The 14,681-nt window shown below is 34.1% G+C and carries 20 protein-coding genes; 6 read left to right on the top strand and 14 right to left on the bottom strand.

Annotated elements, in window-relative coordinates; translation table 11 throughout:
* Nucleotides 1-24 precede the first annotated feature (24 nt).
* The 11 genes from rpsQ to rpsJ all read right to left on the bottom strand — a co-directional run bounded on the left by rpsQ (nucleotide 25) and on the right by rpsJ (nucleotide 5,141).
* Nucleotides 25-288 (bottom strand): 30S ribosomal protein S17, encoded by a 264-nt coding sequence (rpsQ, locus tag AST02_RS09670; RefSeq protein ID WP_002506971.1) that lies wholly within the window; start codon nucleotides 286-288, stop codon nucleotides 25-27.
* 26 nt (nucleotides 289-314) lie between these two features.
* Complete coding sequence (rpmC, locus tag AST02_RS09665; protein WP_002506970.1) at nucleotides 315-524, bottom strand: 50S ribosomal protein L29; 210 nt, start codon at nucleotides 522-524, stop codon at nucleotides 315-317.
* Complete coding sequence (rplP, locus tag AST02_RS09660; RefSeq protein WP_021338400.1) at nucleotides 514-948, bottom strand: 50S ribosomal protein L16; 435 nt, start codon at nucleotides 946-948, stop codon at nucleotides 514-516. Before rplP ends, rpmC begins: the two co-directional genes overlap by 11 nt.
* 2 nt (nucleotides 949-950) lie before the next feature.
* The gene (gene rpsC, locus AST02_RS09655; RefSeq protein WP_046465817.1) at nucleotides 951-1,607 is read right to left on the bottom strand and encodes a 30S ribosomal protein S3; all 657 of its coding nucleotides are present in this window, start codon (nucleotides 1,605-1,607) and stop codon (nucleotides 951-953) included.
* A 23-nt stretch (nucleotides 1,608-1,630) separates the two neighbouring features.
* The gene (gene rplV, locus AST02_RS09650; protein ID WP_002482617.1) at nucleotides 1,631-1,984 is read right to left on the bottom strand and encodes a 50S ribosomal protein L22; all 354 of its coding nucleotides are present in this window, start codon (nucleotides 1,982-1,984) and stop codon (nucleotides 1,631-1,633) included.
* Between the two features lie 28 nt (nucleotides 1,985-2,012).
* The gene (gene rpsS, locus AST02_RS09645) at nucleotides 2,013-2,291 is read right to left on the bottom strand and encodes a 30S ribosomal protein S19 (protein WP_002482616.1); all 279 of its coding nucleotides are present in this window, start codon (nucleotides 2,289-2,291) and stop codon (nucleotides 2,013-2,015) included.
* A 64-nt stretch (nucleotides 2,292-2,355) separates the two neighbouring features.
* Complete coding sequence (gene rplB, locus AST02_RS09640) at nucleotides 2,356-3,192, bottom strand: 50S ribosomal protein L2 (RefSeq protein ID WP_064783527.1); 837 nt, start codon at nucleotides 3,190-3,192, stop codon at nucleotides 2,356-2,358.
* A 28-nt stretch (nucleotides 3,193-3,220) separates the two neighbouring features.
* The gene (rplW, locus tag AST02_RS09635) at nucleotides 3,221-3,496 is read right to left on the bottom strand and encodes a 50S ribosomal protein L23 (RefSeq protein WP_002506966.1); all 276 of its coding nucleotides are present in this window, start codon (nucleotides 3,494-3,496) and stop codon (nucleotides 3,221-3,223) included.
* Nucleotides 3,496-4,119 (bottom strand): 50S ribosomal protein L4, encoded by a 624-nt coding sequence (gene rplD / locus AST02_RS09630; RefSeq protein WP_069817642.1) that lies wholly within the window; start codon nucleotides 4,117-4,119, stop codon nucleotides 3,496-3,498. The genes rplW and rplD overlap by 1 nt, the downstream gene beginning before the upstream one ends.
* Nucleotides 4,120-4,145: 26 nt before the next feature.
* Nucleotides 4,146-4,805 (bottom strand): 50S ribosomal protein L3, encoded by a 660-nt coding sequence (rplC, locus tag AST02_RS09625; RefSeq protein WP_021338403.1) that lies wholly within the window; start codon nucleotides 4,803-4,805, stop codon nucleotides 4,146-4,148.
* 27 nt (nucleotides 4,806-4,832) lie between these two features.
* Nucleotides 4,833-5,141, bottom strand: coding sequence for a 30S ribosomal protein S10 (gene rpsJ, locus AST02_RS09620; protein ID WP_002482611.1), 309 nt, complete (start codon nucleotides 5,139-5,141; stop codon nucleotides 4,833-4,835).
* Between the two features lie 359 nt (nucleotides 5,142-5,500).
* Here rpsJ and AST02_RS09615 point away from each other — a divergent pair, with 359 nt between their 5' ends.
* The gene (locus tag AST02_RS09615; protein ID WP_069817641.1) at nucleotides 5,501-5,887 is read left to right on the top strand and encodes a hypothetical protein; all 387 of its coding nucleotides are present in this window, start codon (nucleotides 5,501-5,503) and stop codon (nucleotides 5,885-5,887) included.
* 314 nt (nucleotides 5,888-6,201) lie between these two features.
* Here AST02_RS09615 and AST02_RS09610 read toward each other — a convergent pair whose 3' ends face one another.
* Both AST02_RS09610 and AST02_RS09605 read right to left on the bottom strand, forming a co-directional pair.
* Complete coding sequence (locus AST02_RS09610) at nucleotides 6,202-7,536, bottom strand: NCS2 family permease (protein WP_046465820.1); 1,335 nt, start codon at nucleotides 7,534-7,536, stop codon at nucleotides 6,202-6,204.
* A gap of 110 nt (nucleotides 7,537-7,646) precedes the next feature.
* A complete protein-coding gene (locus tag AST02_RS09605) occupies nucleotides 7,647-9,785 on the bottom strand; it encodes a DNA topoisomerase III (protein WP_069817640.1) in 2,139 nt (712 codons plus the stop codon).
* Between the two features lie 121 nt (nucleotides 9,786-9,906).
* Between AST02_RS09605 and AST02_RS09600 the strand changes: the two genes are divergently transcribed.
* The 3 genes from AST02_RS09600 to AST02_RS09590 all read left to right on the top strand — a co-directional run bounded on the left by AST02_RS09600 (nucleotide 9,907) and on the right by AST02_RS09590 (nucleotide 12,840).
* Nucleotides 9,907-10,776 carry a GNAT family N-acetyltransferase gene (locus tag AST02_RS09600; protein WP_069817639.1) on the top strand — a complete coding sequence of 290 codons (870 nt, stop codon included), beginning with the start codon at nucleotides 9,907-9,909 and terminating at the stop codon, nucleotides 10,774-10,776.
* Between the two features lie 246 nt (nucleotides 10,777-11,022).
* Complete coding sequence (locus tag AST02_RS09595) at nucleotides 11,023-11,880, top strand: RhaT/GlcU family sugar-proton symporter (protein WP_069817638.1); 858 nt, start codon at nucleotides 11,023-11,025, stop codon at nucleotides 11,878-11,880.
* A 168-nt stretch (nucleotides 11,881-12,048) separates the two neighbouring features.
* Nucleotides 12,049-12,840, top strand: a complete 792-nt coding sequence (locus AST02_RS09590) for a glucose 1-dehydrogenase (protein ID WP_069817637.1) — start codon at nucleotides 12,049-12,051, stop codon at nucleotides 12,838-12,840.
* A gap of 75 nt (nucleotides 12,841-12,915) precedes the next feature.
* Here AST02_RS09590 and AST02_RS09585 read toward each other — a convergent pair whose 3' ends face one another.
* On the bottom strand, nucleotides 12,916-13,824 hold the full coding sequence (locus AST02_RS09585; RefSeq protein WP_046465825.1) for an AEC family transporter: 909 nt from the start codon (nucleotides 13,822-13,824) through the stop codon (nucleotides 12,916-12,918).
* A 149-nt stretch (nucleotides 13,825-13,973) separates the two neighbouring features.
* Here AST02_RS09585 and AST02_RS14390 point away from each other — a divergent pair, with 149 nt between their 5' ends.
* Nucleotides 13,974-14,150 (top strand): SE1832 family protein, encoded by a 177-nt coding sequence (locus AST02_RS14390; protein WP_002511448.1) that lies wholly within the window; start codon nucleotides 13,974-13,976, stop codon nucleotides 14,148-14,150.
* A gap of 64 nt (nucleotides 14,151-14,214) precedes the next feature.
* Entirely contained in the window at nucleotides 14,215-14,532 is a 318-nt protein-coding gene (mspA, locus tag AST02_RS09580) for a membrane stabilizing protein MspA (protein ID WP_046465826.1), read from the top strand.
* Nucleotides 14,533-14,681 lie beyond the last annotated feature (149 nt).

Genomic DNA, 14,681 nt, shown 5'->3' with positions numbered 1-14,681 from the left:
AACCTCCTTTATCTTCACTATTTATTAAATAATAACTGATTCTTCAACAATTTCTACCAAACGGAAACGTTTAGTTGCTGATAAAGGACGTGTTTCTTGTATTTTTACTGTGTCCCCTAATTTAGCTGAGTTGTTTTCATCATGAGTTTTGTATTTTTTAGAGTATTTTACTCGTTTACCATATAATTTGTGCATTTTGTATGTTTCAACAAGTACAGTTACAGTTTTATCCATTTTATCGGAAACGACTCTACCTACATAAACTTTACGATCATTTCTTTCGCTCACTATAGTAACCTCCTCTTTAAATTAAATTATTGATTAGCTTTACCTTGTTCAATTTCTCTTTCACGAACAACAGTTTTTAGACGTGCAATCGTTTTTCTTACCGTGCGAATACGTGCAGTTTCTTCTAATTGACCTGTTGCTAACTGAAAGCGTAGGTTAAAAAGCTCTTCTTTTGAAGATTTAATTTGTTCTTCGATTTCTGAAGTGGTTAAGTCTCTAATTTCCTTAGCTTTCATTTGTTTCACCACCCAATTCTTCACGTTTTACAAACTTAGTTTTCACTGGAAGTTTGTGACTAGCTAAACGTAATGCTTCGCGCGCAACTTCTTCGTCAACGCCTGCGATTTCAAATAAAATTCTACCTGGTTTTGCTACTGCAATCCAGCCTTCAACCGCACCTTTACCAGCACCCATACGTACTTCTAAAGGTTTTTTAGTGTAAGGTGTATGTGGGAAGATTTTAATCCAAACTTTCCCGCCACGCTTCATGAAACGTGTCATTGCAATACGAGCTGATTCGATTTGACGAGATGTGATCCAAGAAGTTGTAGTTGCTTGTAAACCATACTCACCAAATGTTACATAGTTACCGCCTTTAGAACGACCAGTTGTTTTAGGACGATGTTGGCGACGATATTTTACACGTTTTGGTAGTAACATTATTATTTTCCTCCTTCACTAGTGTTCTTAGTAGTAGGAAGAACTTCTCCACGATAAATCCATACTTTGACACCTAATTTACCGTAAGTAGTGTCAGCTTCTGCATGTGCATAACTAATGTCGGCACGTAGTGTATGAAGTGGAACAGTTCCTTCTGAATATTGCTCAATACGAGCGATGTCAGCTCCGCCTAAACGACCTGAAACTTGTGTTTTGATACCTTTAGCGCCATTTTTCATAGCTCTAGTAATAGCTTGTTTTTGTACACGACGGAACGATGCACGGTTTTCTAATTGTACTGCAATATTTTCAGCAACAAGTTTAGCATCTAAATCAATTTTCTTGATTTCAATAACGTTGATGTGTACTTTTTTGCTTGTTAATGAGTTCAATTTATTACGTAATTTTTCAATTTCTGAACCGCCTTTACCGATTACCATACCTGGTTTACCAGTATGAATAGCGATGTTGATACGGTTAGCAGCACGCTCAATTTCAACTTGAGAAACTGATGCTTCTTTTAATGCGTTATCAATAAACTTACGGATTTTTAAATCTTCGTGTAATAATGATGCGAAGTCTTTTTCTGCATACCATTTAGCTTCCCAATCACGGATGATACCAACACGAAGTCCGATTGGATTAATTTTTTGACCCACAGTGTTCCCTCCTTAAAAGATTATTAAGCTTCTTTAGCTTCTTCTTTACCGTCACTTACGACGATTGTAATGTGGCTTGTACGTTTGTTGATCGCACTTGCACGGCCTTGTGCACGTGGACGGAAACGTTTTAATGTTGGTCCTTCATTAGCATAAGCTTCTTTAACTATTAATTCATCAGTGTTCATGTCATAGTTATGTTCAGCATTTGCTAAAGCGGACATTAATAATTTTTCAACTACTGGTGATGAAGCTTTGTTTTTTAATTTTAAAATCGCTATAGCTTCACCAGCGCTCTTGCCTCTAATTAGATCTAATACTAATCTAACTTTACGAGGTGCGATTCTTATTGTTTTAGCAACCGCTTTTGCTTCCATTCGAATTTCCTCCTCTACTTGTTAGAAGTTATCTTCTAGTTTTTTTGTCATCTGCTGCATGACCTTTAAAAGTACGTGTTGGTGCGAATTCTCCTAATTTATGACCAACCATATCTTCAGTTACGAATACAGGTACGTGTTTACGTCCATCATATACTGCGAATGTATGTCCGATAAAATCAGGGAAAATAGTTGAACGACGTGACCAAGTTTTGATTACTTGTTTTTTCTCGCTTCCGCTTTGAGCCTCAACTTTTTTCTTTAGATGATCGTCAGCAAAAGGTCCTTTTTTAATACTACGAGCCATAGTGGCGCCTCCCTTCTTATTGTGAGCGTGCAGCAATCATGCCGCACACGCAAATAAGTCATTTTTATTTTTTCTTCTTACGTCCACGAACGATAAGTTTGTCTGAAGATTTTTTACCACGACGAGTTTTCTTACCAAGCGTAGGTTTACCCCAAGGTGACATTGGAGATGGCATACCGATAGGTGCACGTCCTTCACCACCACCGTGTGGGTGATCGTTAGGGTTCATTACAGAACCACGAACTGTTGGGCGTTTGCCTTTCCATCTAGAACGTCCTGCTTTACCAACGTTAACAAGTTCATGTTGGATGTTACCAACTTGACCAATAGTAGCACGGCAAGTTGAAAGAATCATACGTACTTCACCAGATCTTAATCTGATTAAAACATATTTACCTTCTTTACCAAGTACTTGTGCACTAGCACCAGCTGAACGAGCGATTTGTCCACCTTTACCAGGTTTCAACTCGATGTTGTGTACTACTGTACCTACTGGGATGTTAATTAATGGTAATGCATTACCTAATTTGATATCTGCATTTTCACCGTTTTCCAATACTTGACCTACTTTAAGGTTTTTTGGAGCGATGATATAGCGTTTTTCTCCATCAGCATAAACTAATAATGCAATGTTTGCTGAACGGTTTGGATCATATTGTATTGAATCAACTTTAGCGTTGATGCCGTCTTTATTACGTTTGAAATCAATAACACGGTATTGACGTTTATGTCCTCCACCGCGATGGCGAACTGTCAATTTACCTTGGTTATTTCGTCCCGCTCTTTTCGGTAGCGGTTGTAATAATGATTTTTCTGGAGTTGTTTCAGTGATTTCTGAGAAATCATAACCAGTCATATTACGACGACCATTAGTAATTGGCTTGTATTTTTTTAGAGCCATTGTCGTTTACCTCCTTATTGGTAATGTTTTAGTTGAATAGATCGATTGATCCTTCTTTTAATTTTACAATTGCTACGCGTCTTTTATTTGTATAGCCTTGGTAACGGCCCATACGTTTTTTCTTTGGTTTGTAGTTGATGATGTTTACATTAGCAACTTTTACGTCAAAGATTTCTTCAACAGCGATTTTAACTTGTGTTTTATTAGCACGAGTATCAACGTCGAATGTGTATTTGTCTTCTGCCATAGCGACAGATGATTTTTCAGTGATTACGGGGCGCTTAAGAACGTCTCTTGCTTCCATTATCCTAGCACCTCCTCAACTTTTTTAGCAGCTGATTCTGTAATTACTACACTGTCAGCGCTTGTGATATCTAGAACATTTAAACCTTGAGCTGTAGTAACTTGTACACCAGGAATGTTACGAGCAGATAATGCTACGTTTACATCTTCTGATTCAGTAACTACTAATACTTTTTTAGGTTGTTCTAAATTTGAAAGTACATTTTTGAACTCTTTAGTTTTTGGAGCTTCTAAGTTTAATGTATCAACAACAGTTAAACCTTTTTCTTGTACTTTATAAGATAATGCTGAGCGCAATGCTAAACGACGCATTTTCTTAGGCATTTTGTATGAGTAGCTTCTTGGTGTTGGTCCGAATACGATACCACCACCACGCCATTGTGGAGCACGGATTGTACCTTGACGCGCACGTCCTGTACCTTTTTGTCTCCATGGTTTAGCTCCGCCGCCTCGTACTGCTGAACGGTTCTTAACAGCGTGTGTACCTTGGCGTAATGAAGCACGTTGTAAATTAATTGCTTCAAAAAGAACACTGTTGTTTGGTTCGATTGCAAATACTGCATCGTTTAATTCAACTGAACCTGATTTAGTTCCATCTACTTTTAATACATCATAATTTGCCATTATGCATATCCTCCTTTCATTCTATATTATTTATTACCTTTAATTGATGAAGTGATTTCTAAGAAACCTTTTTTAGGTCCAGGTACATTACCTTTAACTAAAATTACATTGTTTTCAGTGTCAACTTGAACTACTTCTAAGTTTTGAACTGTTACTGTGTCTCCACCCATACGTCCAGGCATTTTTTGTCCTTTAAAGACTTTTGAAGCATCTGATGCCATACCTATTGAACCAGGTGATCTATGGAAATGAGAACCATGTGACATTGGACCACGTGCTTGATTATGACGTTTAATGGCACCTTGGAAACCTTTACCTTTAGATACGCCTGTTACATCAATTACGTCTCCAGCTTCAAATGTATTAACTGAGACTTCTTGACCTACTTCGTATTCATCAACATTAACGTTTTTGAATTCACGAATGAAGCGCTTAGGTGCTGTGCCTGCTTTTTTAGCATGGCCTTCAGCTGGTTTGTTAGCATATTTGCTTGTTTTACTACCTTTTTTATAAGCTCGTTTATCTTCGTAGCCTACTTGTATTGCGTTGTAACCATCAATCTCTTCAGATTTCTTTTGTAATACAACGTTTTGGCTTGCTTCTACTACTGTTACTGGGATTAAATCACCGTTTTCTCCGAAAACTTGTGTCATCCCGATTTTTCTTCCTAAGATTCCTTTGGTCATCGAAAGTCCACCTCCTAAATTTTTCTATTATAATTTGATTTCGATGTCTACGCCAGATGGTAAGTTTAAGCCCATAAGAGCATCAACTGTTTTTGGTGTAGGGTTAACAATATCGATCAAACGTTTATGTGTACGTTGTTCGAACTGTTCACGTGAATCTTTGTACTTATGCACGGCACGAATTACAGTATAAACTGATCTTTCAGTCGGTAACGGAATTGGTCCAGATACATCTGCACCAGAACGTTTTGCTGTTTCAACAATTTTTTCTGCTGATTGATCGATTACGCGGTGATCATAAGCTTTTAATCTGATTCTGATTTTTTGTTTTGCCATAATTTTCCCTCCTTATTCGTCTACATTTAAGTGATAGACTTCTCCACGAAAACTATCTCACACAGCGCCATGGCAAAGCGGCCGGGTGTGTCAGTAACCTTTCGCTTCATCGCGTGTTCTTAAAGTCCAACATTAGATATGTTACATGAAAAGCAGTGATTAATCAAGCTTTTCTGCAAAAGTTTTTATACTTTTTGTCTAACACATACTTTGTTATTGTACTTGAATACGCTAATCACTTCAACCTTTTTTGAAATCTTTTTAAAAATCTTTTTGAATCTCTAGAATTCATTATTACTTATTGTTATTGAAATCCATTGGTTTGTTTTATAATAGTAGATATTAGGTGGTGATATGATATGAAAAGCGGTATTCGTACTACGCTTATAATTTTGAGCTTTATACTCCTTATAGGAGAGTTTGTTTATGGTATTCCATTTCTTGGTGGCAGCATTATTCTTAGTTTTGGTTGGCAACCATTGCTCATTAACGCCCTATTATACCTTGTAACTATGATAATACTTATAGTAGATAAACAAAACTCAATTAAACCAATGATGGTTATTCCATTATTAGGTGTTATCGGTTCATTCATTGCATTTTTACCTTTCATCGGTATGGTTGTGCATTGGATTTTATTCTTTTTAATGCTTTTCTTTATATTCGTACTCTTTTCAACTCCTCTGTATGTAGCTAACAAAAATGCAAAAGTAGTATATACAGAATATAGAGAAACTCAAAAGTAATTAGTCTTTCTTTTTAAATTTGTTTTATAAGTTCTGTTAGTTAGGATTAATTATTTTTCATCGAGCGTATATTATATGAGTCTTTGTTTGGTTAAATCATACCAATTGGGTAAATCGATTCTTTATTAACAGCATAACTTTTATTACCTTTTCTTAAATTGCTATTATAATGAAGAAACTTGTTTTTACTTCTTGTATAATATGTATTTGATGTATAATACCTTATACGATTTCTAAACAGATCCAAGTTAATTATTTTTAAATATAAAAGCACATTGTTGCGTCGCTTTGACGTTCAACAATGTGCTTTTGATTTATCCGTGAACAAACACGAAATAGAGAATAAATAATACCATTAAACCATACATGATAGGATGTACTTCTTTATGTCTTTTAGAGATTAACATTGTAATTGGATAGAATATAAATCCGCAAGCAATACCTGTCGCAATTGAATATGATAAAGGCATCATGATGATTGTGACAAAAGCTGGTACTGCAACTTCAAATTTCTTCCAATCTATTTCTGCAAAGTTTGAAGCCATTAAGACACCAACTACAACTAATGCAGGTGTGGTAACTGCACTCGTCACTACTTCCATAAGCGGACTAAAGAATATCGCTAATAAGAAACAAAAACCTGTTACTACACTTGCAAATCCTGTCCTTGCTCCGACAGCAACACCTGATGTTGATTCAATATATGTAGTCGTTGTTGTGGTACCAAAAATCGAACCTACGATTGTCGCTAATGAGTCTGAAAAAAGTGCACGTCCAGCTCTTGGAAGTTTGTTATCTTTCATCATACCAGCTTGACTAGCTACTGCTACTAAAGTTCCTGCTGTATCAAAGAAATCTATGAATAAGAATGTTAGGATAACAATTAGAAATTGAACAGTAAATAATTGCGATGGATCTTTAAAGGCTTCAAAAGCTGCACCGAAAGTTGGTTCAATACTTGGCACTTGACCTACAATGCCACTTGGCGTATGTATAAGACCAGTAATCATACCAAGAATAGATGTAAGCATCATACCAATAAATATTGCTCCTGGCACTCTAACTGCATAGAGTATAACAGTGATAATGATACCAAATATAGTTAAGAGTACAGGTCCGTCAGTAATTTGCCCCAATGTAACTAACGTAGAATCATTGGCAACAATAATACCTGAACTTTGTAACCCTACAAAGGTGATAAATAACCCGATTCCTGCAGACACTGCCATTTTCATCTGAAAAGGAATTGCGTTTATGATTATTTCCCGTAGCCCCGTCATTGTGAGGACTGCAAATACTAAACCAGAAAATAGTACTCCAGTTAAACCGACTTCCCAAGGAATGCCCATAGTTAATACAACAGTAAATGCAAAGAATGCATTTAAGCCCATACCAGGTGCTAAAGCAATCGGATATCGTGCAATTAGCCCCATAAATAGTGAGCCAACAAAAGCTGCAAGTGCTGTGGCAACGAAAATAGCACCTTGATCCATTTTCATATCGTCAGACACGCCTTCAACGCCTGCTAAACTAAGTACTTGAGGGTTAACAGCTAAAATGTATGCCATAGATAAGAAAGTCGTTAGCCCACCAAGTATCTCTTTCTTATAGCTTGTTCCATGTTTATCAAACTTGAAATACTTTTTCACAGTTAGTTCTCCTTTTTTTAAAATACCTACATATTTTAATATCAATTTAACTATTTTACAATAGCAAACACGAACTTTGTTAAAATATATATTTCGTTTGTTCGATTATTTTAGAATTTAAGGCCTTTTAGTGCATCTTGGAATGGGTTATTCTCTATACCTTCATCTTTATTCATATATTTTTTCATATCTTTTTTATTTATTTTATCTGACTTTTTATTTTTATGTCGTTTATCCATTTGAGTCTGACTTTCAGTATGACCACAAACACAGCGATAAACAGCGTCCTTCCCTCTTCCAAATAACGTCATTTTTTTATGACAATTAGGACAACGTGCGTTAGTTTTTCTTTGAACATTCTTTTTCGTTTTACACGTAGGATCCTGACAAACTAGCATTTGTCCATTTTTCGTTTTAACTTTAATCATAAATTTACCGCAAGTTGGACATTCAGTTGTAGTTAAATTGTCATGTTTATAGCTTTGTTCACTTTCCTTAATTTCAGATACAACGTCGTTCGTAAATTGCTTCATCTCTGATATAAACTGTTTCACATCATATTTACCTTGTTCAATGAGTGAAAGTTTTTCTTCCCATTCTGCTGTCAATAACGGAGAAGTAAGTTTTTTTGGTGCTAATTCTAAAATTTGTTTTCCTTTAGAAGTTACTTTTATTTTGCCATCACGTGCTTCAATCGCATTCATATTAAATAATTTTTCTATGATATCCGCTCTGGTTGCTACAGTACCAATACCGCCTGTTTCTTTTAATGTATCATTATGTTTTTTATCATCTAATGCAAAGAATTTCTGAGGGCTTTCCATCGCTTTGAGTAAAGTTCCTTCATTAAAATATGCTGGAGGAGTGGTCTCATGTTGCTCTATGTTCACACGAGTGATTTTAAGTGTCGCACCTTTTTGCATTTGAGCAATTTGTTCATTTGCTTTTTCTTGTGTATCATAGACTGCTTTAAAACCTAATTTTGTAGTGATTTTATCTTTAAAAGTAAAGTTATATTCACCCACACTTAATTCTATAGAAACTGCTTCGTATTCATGAGGTGGCATTAGATTTTCTAAGTATCTTTGCGCAATCATCATGTATATTTTGGATTCTCGTTGGCTTAATTGATTCATATCAGGACGTACTTCTGTTGGTATGATAGCGTGATGGTCTGATACCTTACTGTTATTTACAAATCTTTGTTTAGCAGAAAACGATTGTGACATCTGCCCTTTTGCAATCTCTTTTAAAGTTGTAGCCATAATTGCTTGTAAACGATCTTTGAGCGTATCTACCATATCATCAGTTAAATAGTTGGAATCTGTACGAGGATACGTCACAAGTTTATGTCTTTCATACAACGCCTGTAATGTATTTAAAGTCTCTTTAGGCCCTAAGTGATAGCGTTTATAAGCTTCTTGTTGCAAATCAGTTAAACTAAACAATTGCTGTGGATATGATTTTTTATGACTTTTAGTTATTGTTTCAATCGTTGCTACTTGTCCTTCAATTTCCTTCTTGATACCTTCAAAAACAGTTTTATCTGGATGTGATTGAGGTTTAGTACATTGGAAGTTAAGGCCACCTGCATTCAATTTCATTGTGAAATAAGTTTGTGGTTTGAATTGATTAATCTCATTTTGTCTCATTTGTACTAATTGTATTGTTGGTGTTTGCACACGACCAAGTGACAATTGCGCGTCATATTTGGTTGTCAATGCTCTTGTTGCATTGATACCAACAATCCAATCTGCTTCACTGCGTGCTAATGCAGCGTGATATAAATTGTCATATTTACGACCATCTTGCAATTTATTAAAACCATCTTTAATTGCTTTATTTGTTACAGAACTAATCCATAAACGTTTAATTGGTTTTTGATTATGTGCTTTATCTAATATTAATCGCGCTACAAGTTCACCCTCTCTACCAGCATCAGTTGCGATGATGATGTCTTTAACATTATTGTTCTTAATTAAAGATTGCACTGTTGAAAATTGTTTTCTTGTCTTACTTATAACAACAGTTTTCATTTTATTTGGTATAATGGGTAAAACATCAAGTTTCCATTCTTTATAATTATTATCATACTGTTCTGGCGTTGCATTCGTTACCAAATGACCCAACGCCCAAGTAACTATATATTTATTATTTTCAAAATAGCCATTGCGCTTTTCATTAACGTTCAAAGTATTTGCAATGTCTCTACCTACTGAAGGTTTTTCAGCTATAATTAGTGATTTCATAATTTCGCCCTTTCAATTTCAATATAATATTTATTGTAACATGTATATAGCACATCGAAACTTCCATTTATATCAAAAAGTTCCTATAATTAACTTAATAGTTTACAGACGGAGGTATTTTATGAAAACTATCAAATTAAGCGACTATGACCAGATAGAACAGTTTATAATTAACGCAGATTATCGTTCAGCTTCTTATTTATACAAATTACCACCAGCACATAAAGATATTACAACTAATATAAAGCAACTCATCGAAGACCCAGGCGTCTATGCACAGATGGATGATCAAGATCAAATCATCATGTTAATATCAGCGTTTCAATATGAGCAAAATAAATATAAAGTTCTTGGTCCTTTCGTAAATAAATCAGTTACACCATCAGTTCCAGCCTTTCAAAACTTATTTGAAACATTGGCACAGAGCAAATCTGAATCTACGAGTTTCAACTTTTCTTTTGAAGAAACAGAACAAAATTATTTAGATTTTATGAAAACTATCCAATCTTCTTATAGCTTCACAGATTATTATTTAGTAGCATCACAAGATATTGGTGAAATTGAGCACGCACAAAACATTACAGAATATCAGCCAGCTTACTATCGTTTATTTAGTAAATTGCATGAACACACATTTAAACATGATGTAATGACTGCTGATGAAATTGTTGAATCACTGGATGAGCATCATCGCTTATTTATGTTTATGTCTGAGGGACTACTGAAAGGTTATCTCTACCTTCAAATATTTGAAAATAGTCATAAGGCAGAAATTAAATATTTTTCTTCGCACTCTGATTATAGACTTAAAGGCATAGCATTTGATTTACTATCACACGCTATACACATCGCGTTTACTAATCACGATATAGAAAAAGTTTTTTTCAAAATACGTAGTAAAAACACGACACTCGTTGAACGTTTTAACGAGCTAGGCTTTAATATCAATTATGAATATAAAAAATTTAAATACGTCGCTGCTCATATTTAATTCGCTATACCTTTATAAGCTTAAAATTTGGAATCTCTCCAAATTTTAAGCTTATTTTAATTATTCTTTTTTTATGCCCAATACAGATAATGATTACATTTCACAATGATACAAAATAATTTTGCATATAATCTAATATTTTTTACTATATTAATATTTTGCTTTAAAATATCATACAAGGGCAATCTATGATAGTTGTTTTGAAAGGAAAGTATTATTTAAATAGAAAGTGAGTGAATATAACATATGGATATATTAATTGCCCTTTTACCCGCGTTATTTTGGGGAAGTGTTGTTTTAATTAATGTGCTTGTTGGTGGTGGCCCCTATAACCAAATCAGAGGTACTACATTTGGTGCATTAATTATTGGTATTATTTTATTATTAACTGGCAATGCTGAATTTGGTGACCCCACTATTATTATTGTCGGTTTAATTTCAGGTGCTTTTTGGGCGCTTGGTCAGGGCTACCAATTGAAATCAATTAGTTTAATTGGTGTGTCTAAAACAATGCCTATCTCTACTGGTTTACAATTAGTAGGTACAACATTATTTAGTGCTGTATTTTTAGGTGAATGGAGTACTGGTACTCAAGTAACATTAGGTCTAATCGCTATGGTATTACTCGTTATTGGTATTGCTATGACGTCTATTAAAGGCAAAAATGAAGCATCAGAAAACACGAAAAACTTTGGTAAAGCAATGCCTATATTACTAATTTCTACTGTTGGTTACGTCGTGTATGTAGTTATAGCTCAAATCTTCGGTGTAGATGGAATGAATGCCCTTTTCTTCCAATCTATAGGTATGGCGATTGGTGGCTTAATACTATCAGCTAAACACGAAACATCAATAAAAAGTACTGCATGGAATTTAATTCCAGGTGTAATTTGGGGGATAGGTAATTTATTTATGTTCTATTCACAACCCAAAGTCGGTGTAGCAACGAGTTTTTCATTATCCCAATTATTAGTCATCGTATCTACACTTGGCGGTATTTTCCTATTAGGTGAGCGTAAAGACAAACGTCAAATGACTGGCATATGGGCTGGTATTGTTCTCATTGTCATTGCTGCCTTTGTACTCGGAAATATTAAAGGTTAACATTAACAATCAAACATCATTTTACAAATAGATAAACAACATTAAGTTTAAGGCAACTACAATTTTTCATTGCATATTGAATGATTAGTGACTTTCATCTCTAATCATTTAATATTTGTCTTAAACTTTTTGTTTTATACTATTACTATCAAGGAGGCGTCATACATTATGTTTAAGGACTTAGAAGGTAAAGTTGTAGTGATTACAGGTGCTGGTAGCGGTATTGGAAAAGCTATGGCAGAACAGTTTGGTGATGAAAAAGCTAATGTCGTTATAAATTATCGCTCGGAACGCCATTTAGAAGTAGTGTCTCAAGCTATCCAATTAATTGAAGATGCAGGCGGCAAGGCAATCAAGGTACAAGCTGATATATCAAAAGAAGATGATGTAGAACGTTTAATTCAATCTGCTGTAGATCAATTTGGTACACTCGATATCTTAATTAATAACGCTGGATTTGAAAAACCGATCCCTACACACGAAATGCCTTTAGAAGAATGGCAAAAAGTAATTGACGTCAATTTGACTGGTGCATTTATAGGTTCAAAAACAGCTATAAACCAATTTTTAAAAGAAGATAAAAAAGGTGTAATTATCAACACATCTAGTGTTCATGATAAAATTCCATGGCCAAACTATGTAAACTACGCAGCAAGTAAAGGCGGATTAAAATTAATGATGGAAACAATGTCGATGGAATATGCACAATATGGTATTCGTATAAATAATATTTCACCGGGAGCTATCGTTACTGAACACACGAAAGAAAAATTCTCTGATCCAACAACACGTGAAGAAACATTAGAAATGATCCCATCTAAGATCATTGGAGAAGCTAGTCAAGTTGCTAACGTCGCAAGATTTTTAGCTTCTGACTTAGCGGATTATATTCATGGCACAACAATATATGTCGATGGTGGCATGACTAATTATCCTGCATTTATGGGTGGTAAAGGTTAAGCTAACATTTAATCTAGTTATCAGTCATTAGAGACAGCAAAAAGCACTCCTGTAAAATAACAGGAGTGCTTTTATTTATACAAATAAAGCTTGGTAAATGTATAATATAATTATACTGATAACAATCGTTAAATTGGTGACCATACCGACCAGTGGTAATGTCTTATATTTAAATTGAATCGCATAAGGTATTATTGCTACACCTACTGGTAATAACCATGCAACTTGTAGTGTTGTTTTTACCATTTGATCATCGACTGGTAAAAAGAAATATACGAGTAACCCAGCGATAATACCTAAACCATAATGTAATAAAATGTACTTCATTGCGATTGGTAAAAATCGTTTATCTATACTAAAATTCAACATTAACCCTATCAAAATCATTGATAATGGCATATTTGCGCCTGATAATACAGAGAAGAAATCAATTACTGGATCCGGAAAATGAATATTGAGCATATTTAAAATAAACATGATGATGTATGTCATTAACGGCACTGATTTAAGAAGATTTTTCGCTAGATATTTAAAATCAAAGCTATCACCTGAACTACTAAAATAGCTTCCTACAAAGTAAGTAACTCCAAACATAATAATCGCGCCACCAATATCTACCATACCAAAATAAATCATACCAGTATTGGGCCATATTGCTTCTACCAATGGATATGCAAATAAGCCTATATTTAGTGAAGCCATCATCATACCCGTTGTCCCTCGTATTTGATTATCATATTTCATAAAGAACCATACCATGATTATTTTTGTTATAGCACCATACAAAATCATCATTATAGGTAAGATAGATAGTGATAAATCTAAATCTGCTTCGTTTAAATTAACTATCACGAGTGAAGGTAATGTGACATTTAGAACTAATGTTGCAAAAACTTGGCTGTCGTTTGCCTTAAAGTAATTAATTCTTTTAAGTGCATAACCTAATGCAATAAGTAAAATAATTATGATAAATTGTTGAGTCACAATAAACCTTCTTTCATTACATCGTTTCGTTTTCATTCCATTTTCATACTTTAACATATAACTCGGTTATTTTAGAAGCTTTCAATTTCATGTTATAATTTAAACTAAAACAGTGTGGCCAATGCCGCATACAAAAGGAGTGTGTAAAAATGGATTTAAAAGAAAAATTAGCTGAACTAAAATATGATTACGTGAGACTACAAGGTGACCTTGAAAAAAGAGAATCCGTCAATCAACAAGTTGACCCATTATTACGACAACTTGAAGACATAGAAAAAGAAATTGCATCTGTACGTTCAGAAATTAGTCAAAAAGAACGTAAATAACATCCTAGTAAATCAATTTTTTACATGCTAAGATTAAGTGCATACATAGAAAGGATGTAATTCAATGCAACTGTACCTTATCTTTTTACCAATATTATATCTTATAGTAAGCTACATCAGTATATTTAAAATGCCGACAATCATTACACGCATTTTACGTATTATTATGGCCTTGCTCTTATTATTTGTTGTAGCAATTACAACATTATCTTTCCCTGCAATAAACTGGTGGGTATTCATCGTACTATTACTTATCGTTGGCAATGTAGAAATCACAGCTTTCAAAAACGGTAAAAAAGATTCTAAAGGCGTTCAGATCTTAAATATTATTACCGTTATACTATTTGTGGTATACGCTATTTTAGCATTAGTATTATATTAATTTTTAAAATATTGAGTATTGAAGTAGTTATCTATTTCAATACTCTTTTTGCATAGTGCATTATTTTCAGTTAACTAACAAGATAAGTACTAAGAAAAAATGATTTATACCGTCCCTTTTATATAAAAACAAATAAAACTGCTTACACA

The organism is Staphylococcus equorum, assembly GCF_001747895.1.
Lineage (GTDB): Bacteria > Bacillota > Bacilli > Staphylococcales > Staphylococcaceae > Staphylococcus > Staphylococcus equorum_A.
This window is presented reverse-complemented; position numbering and strand designations above follow the sequence as displayed.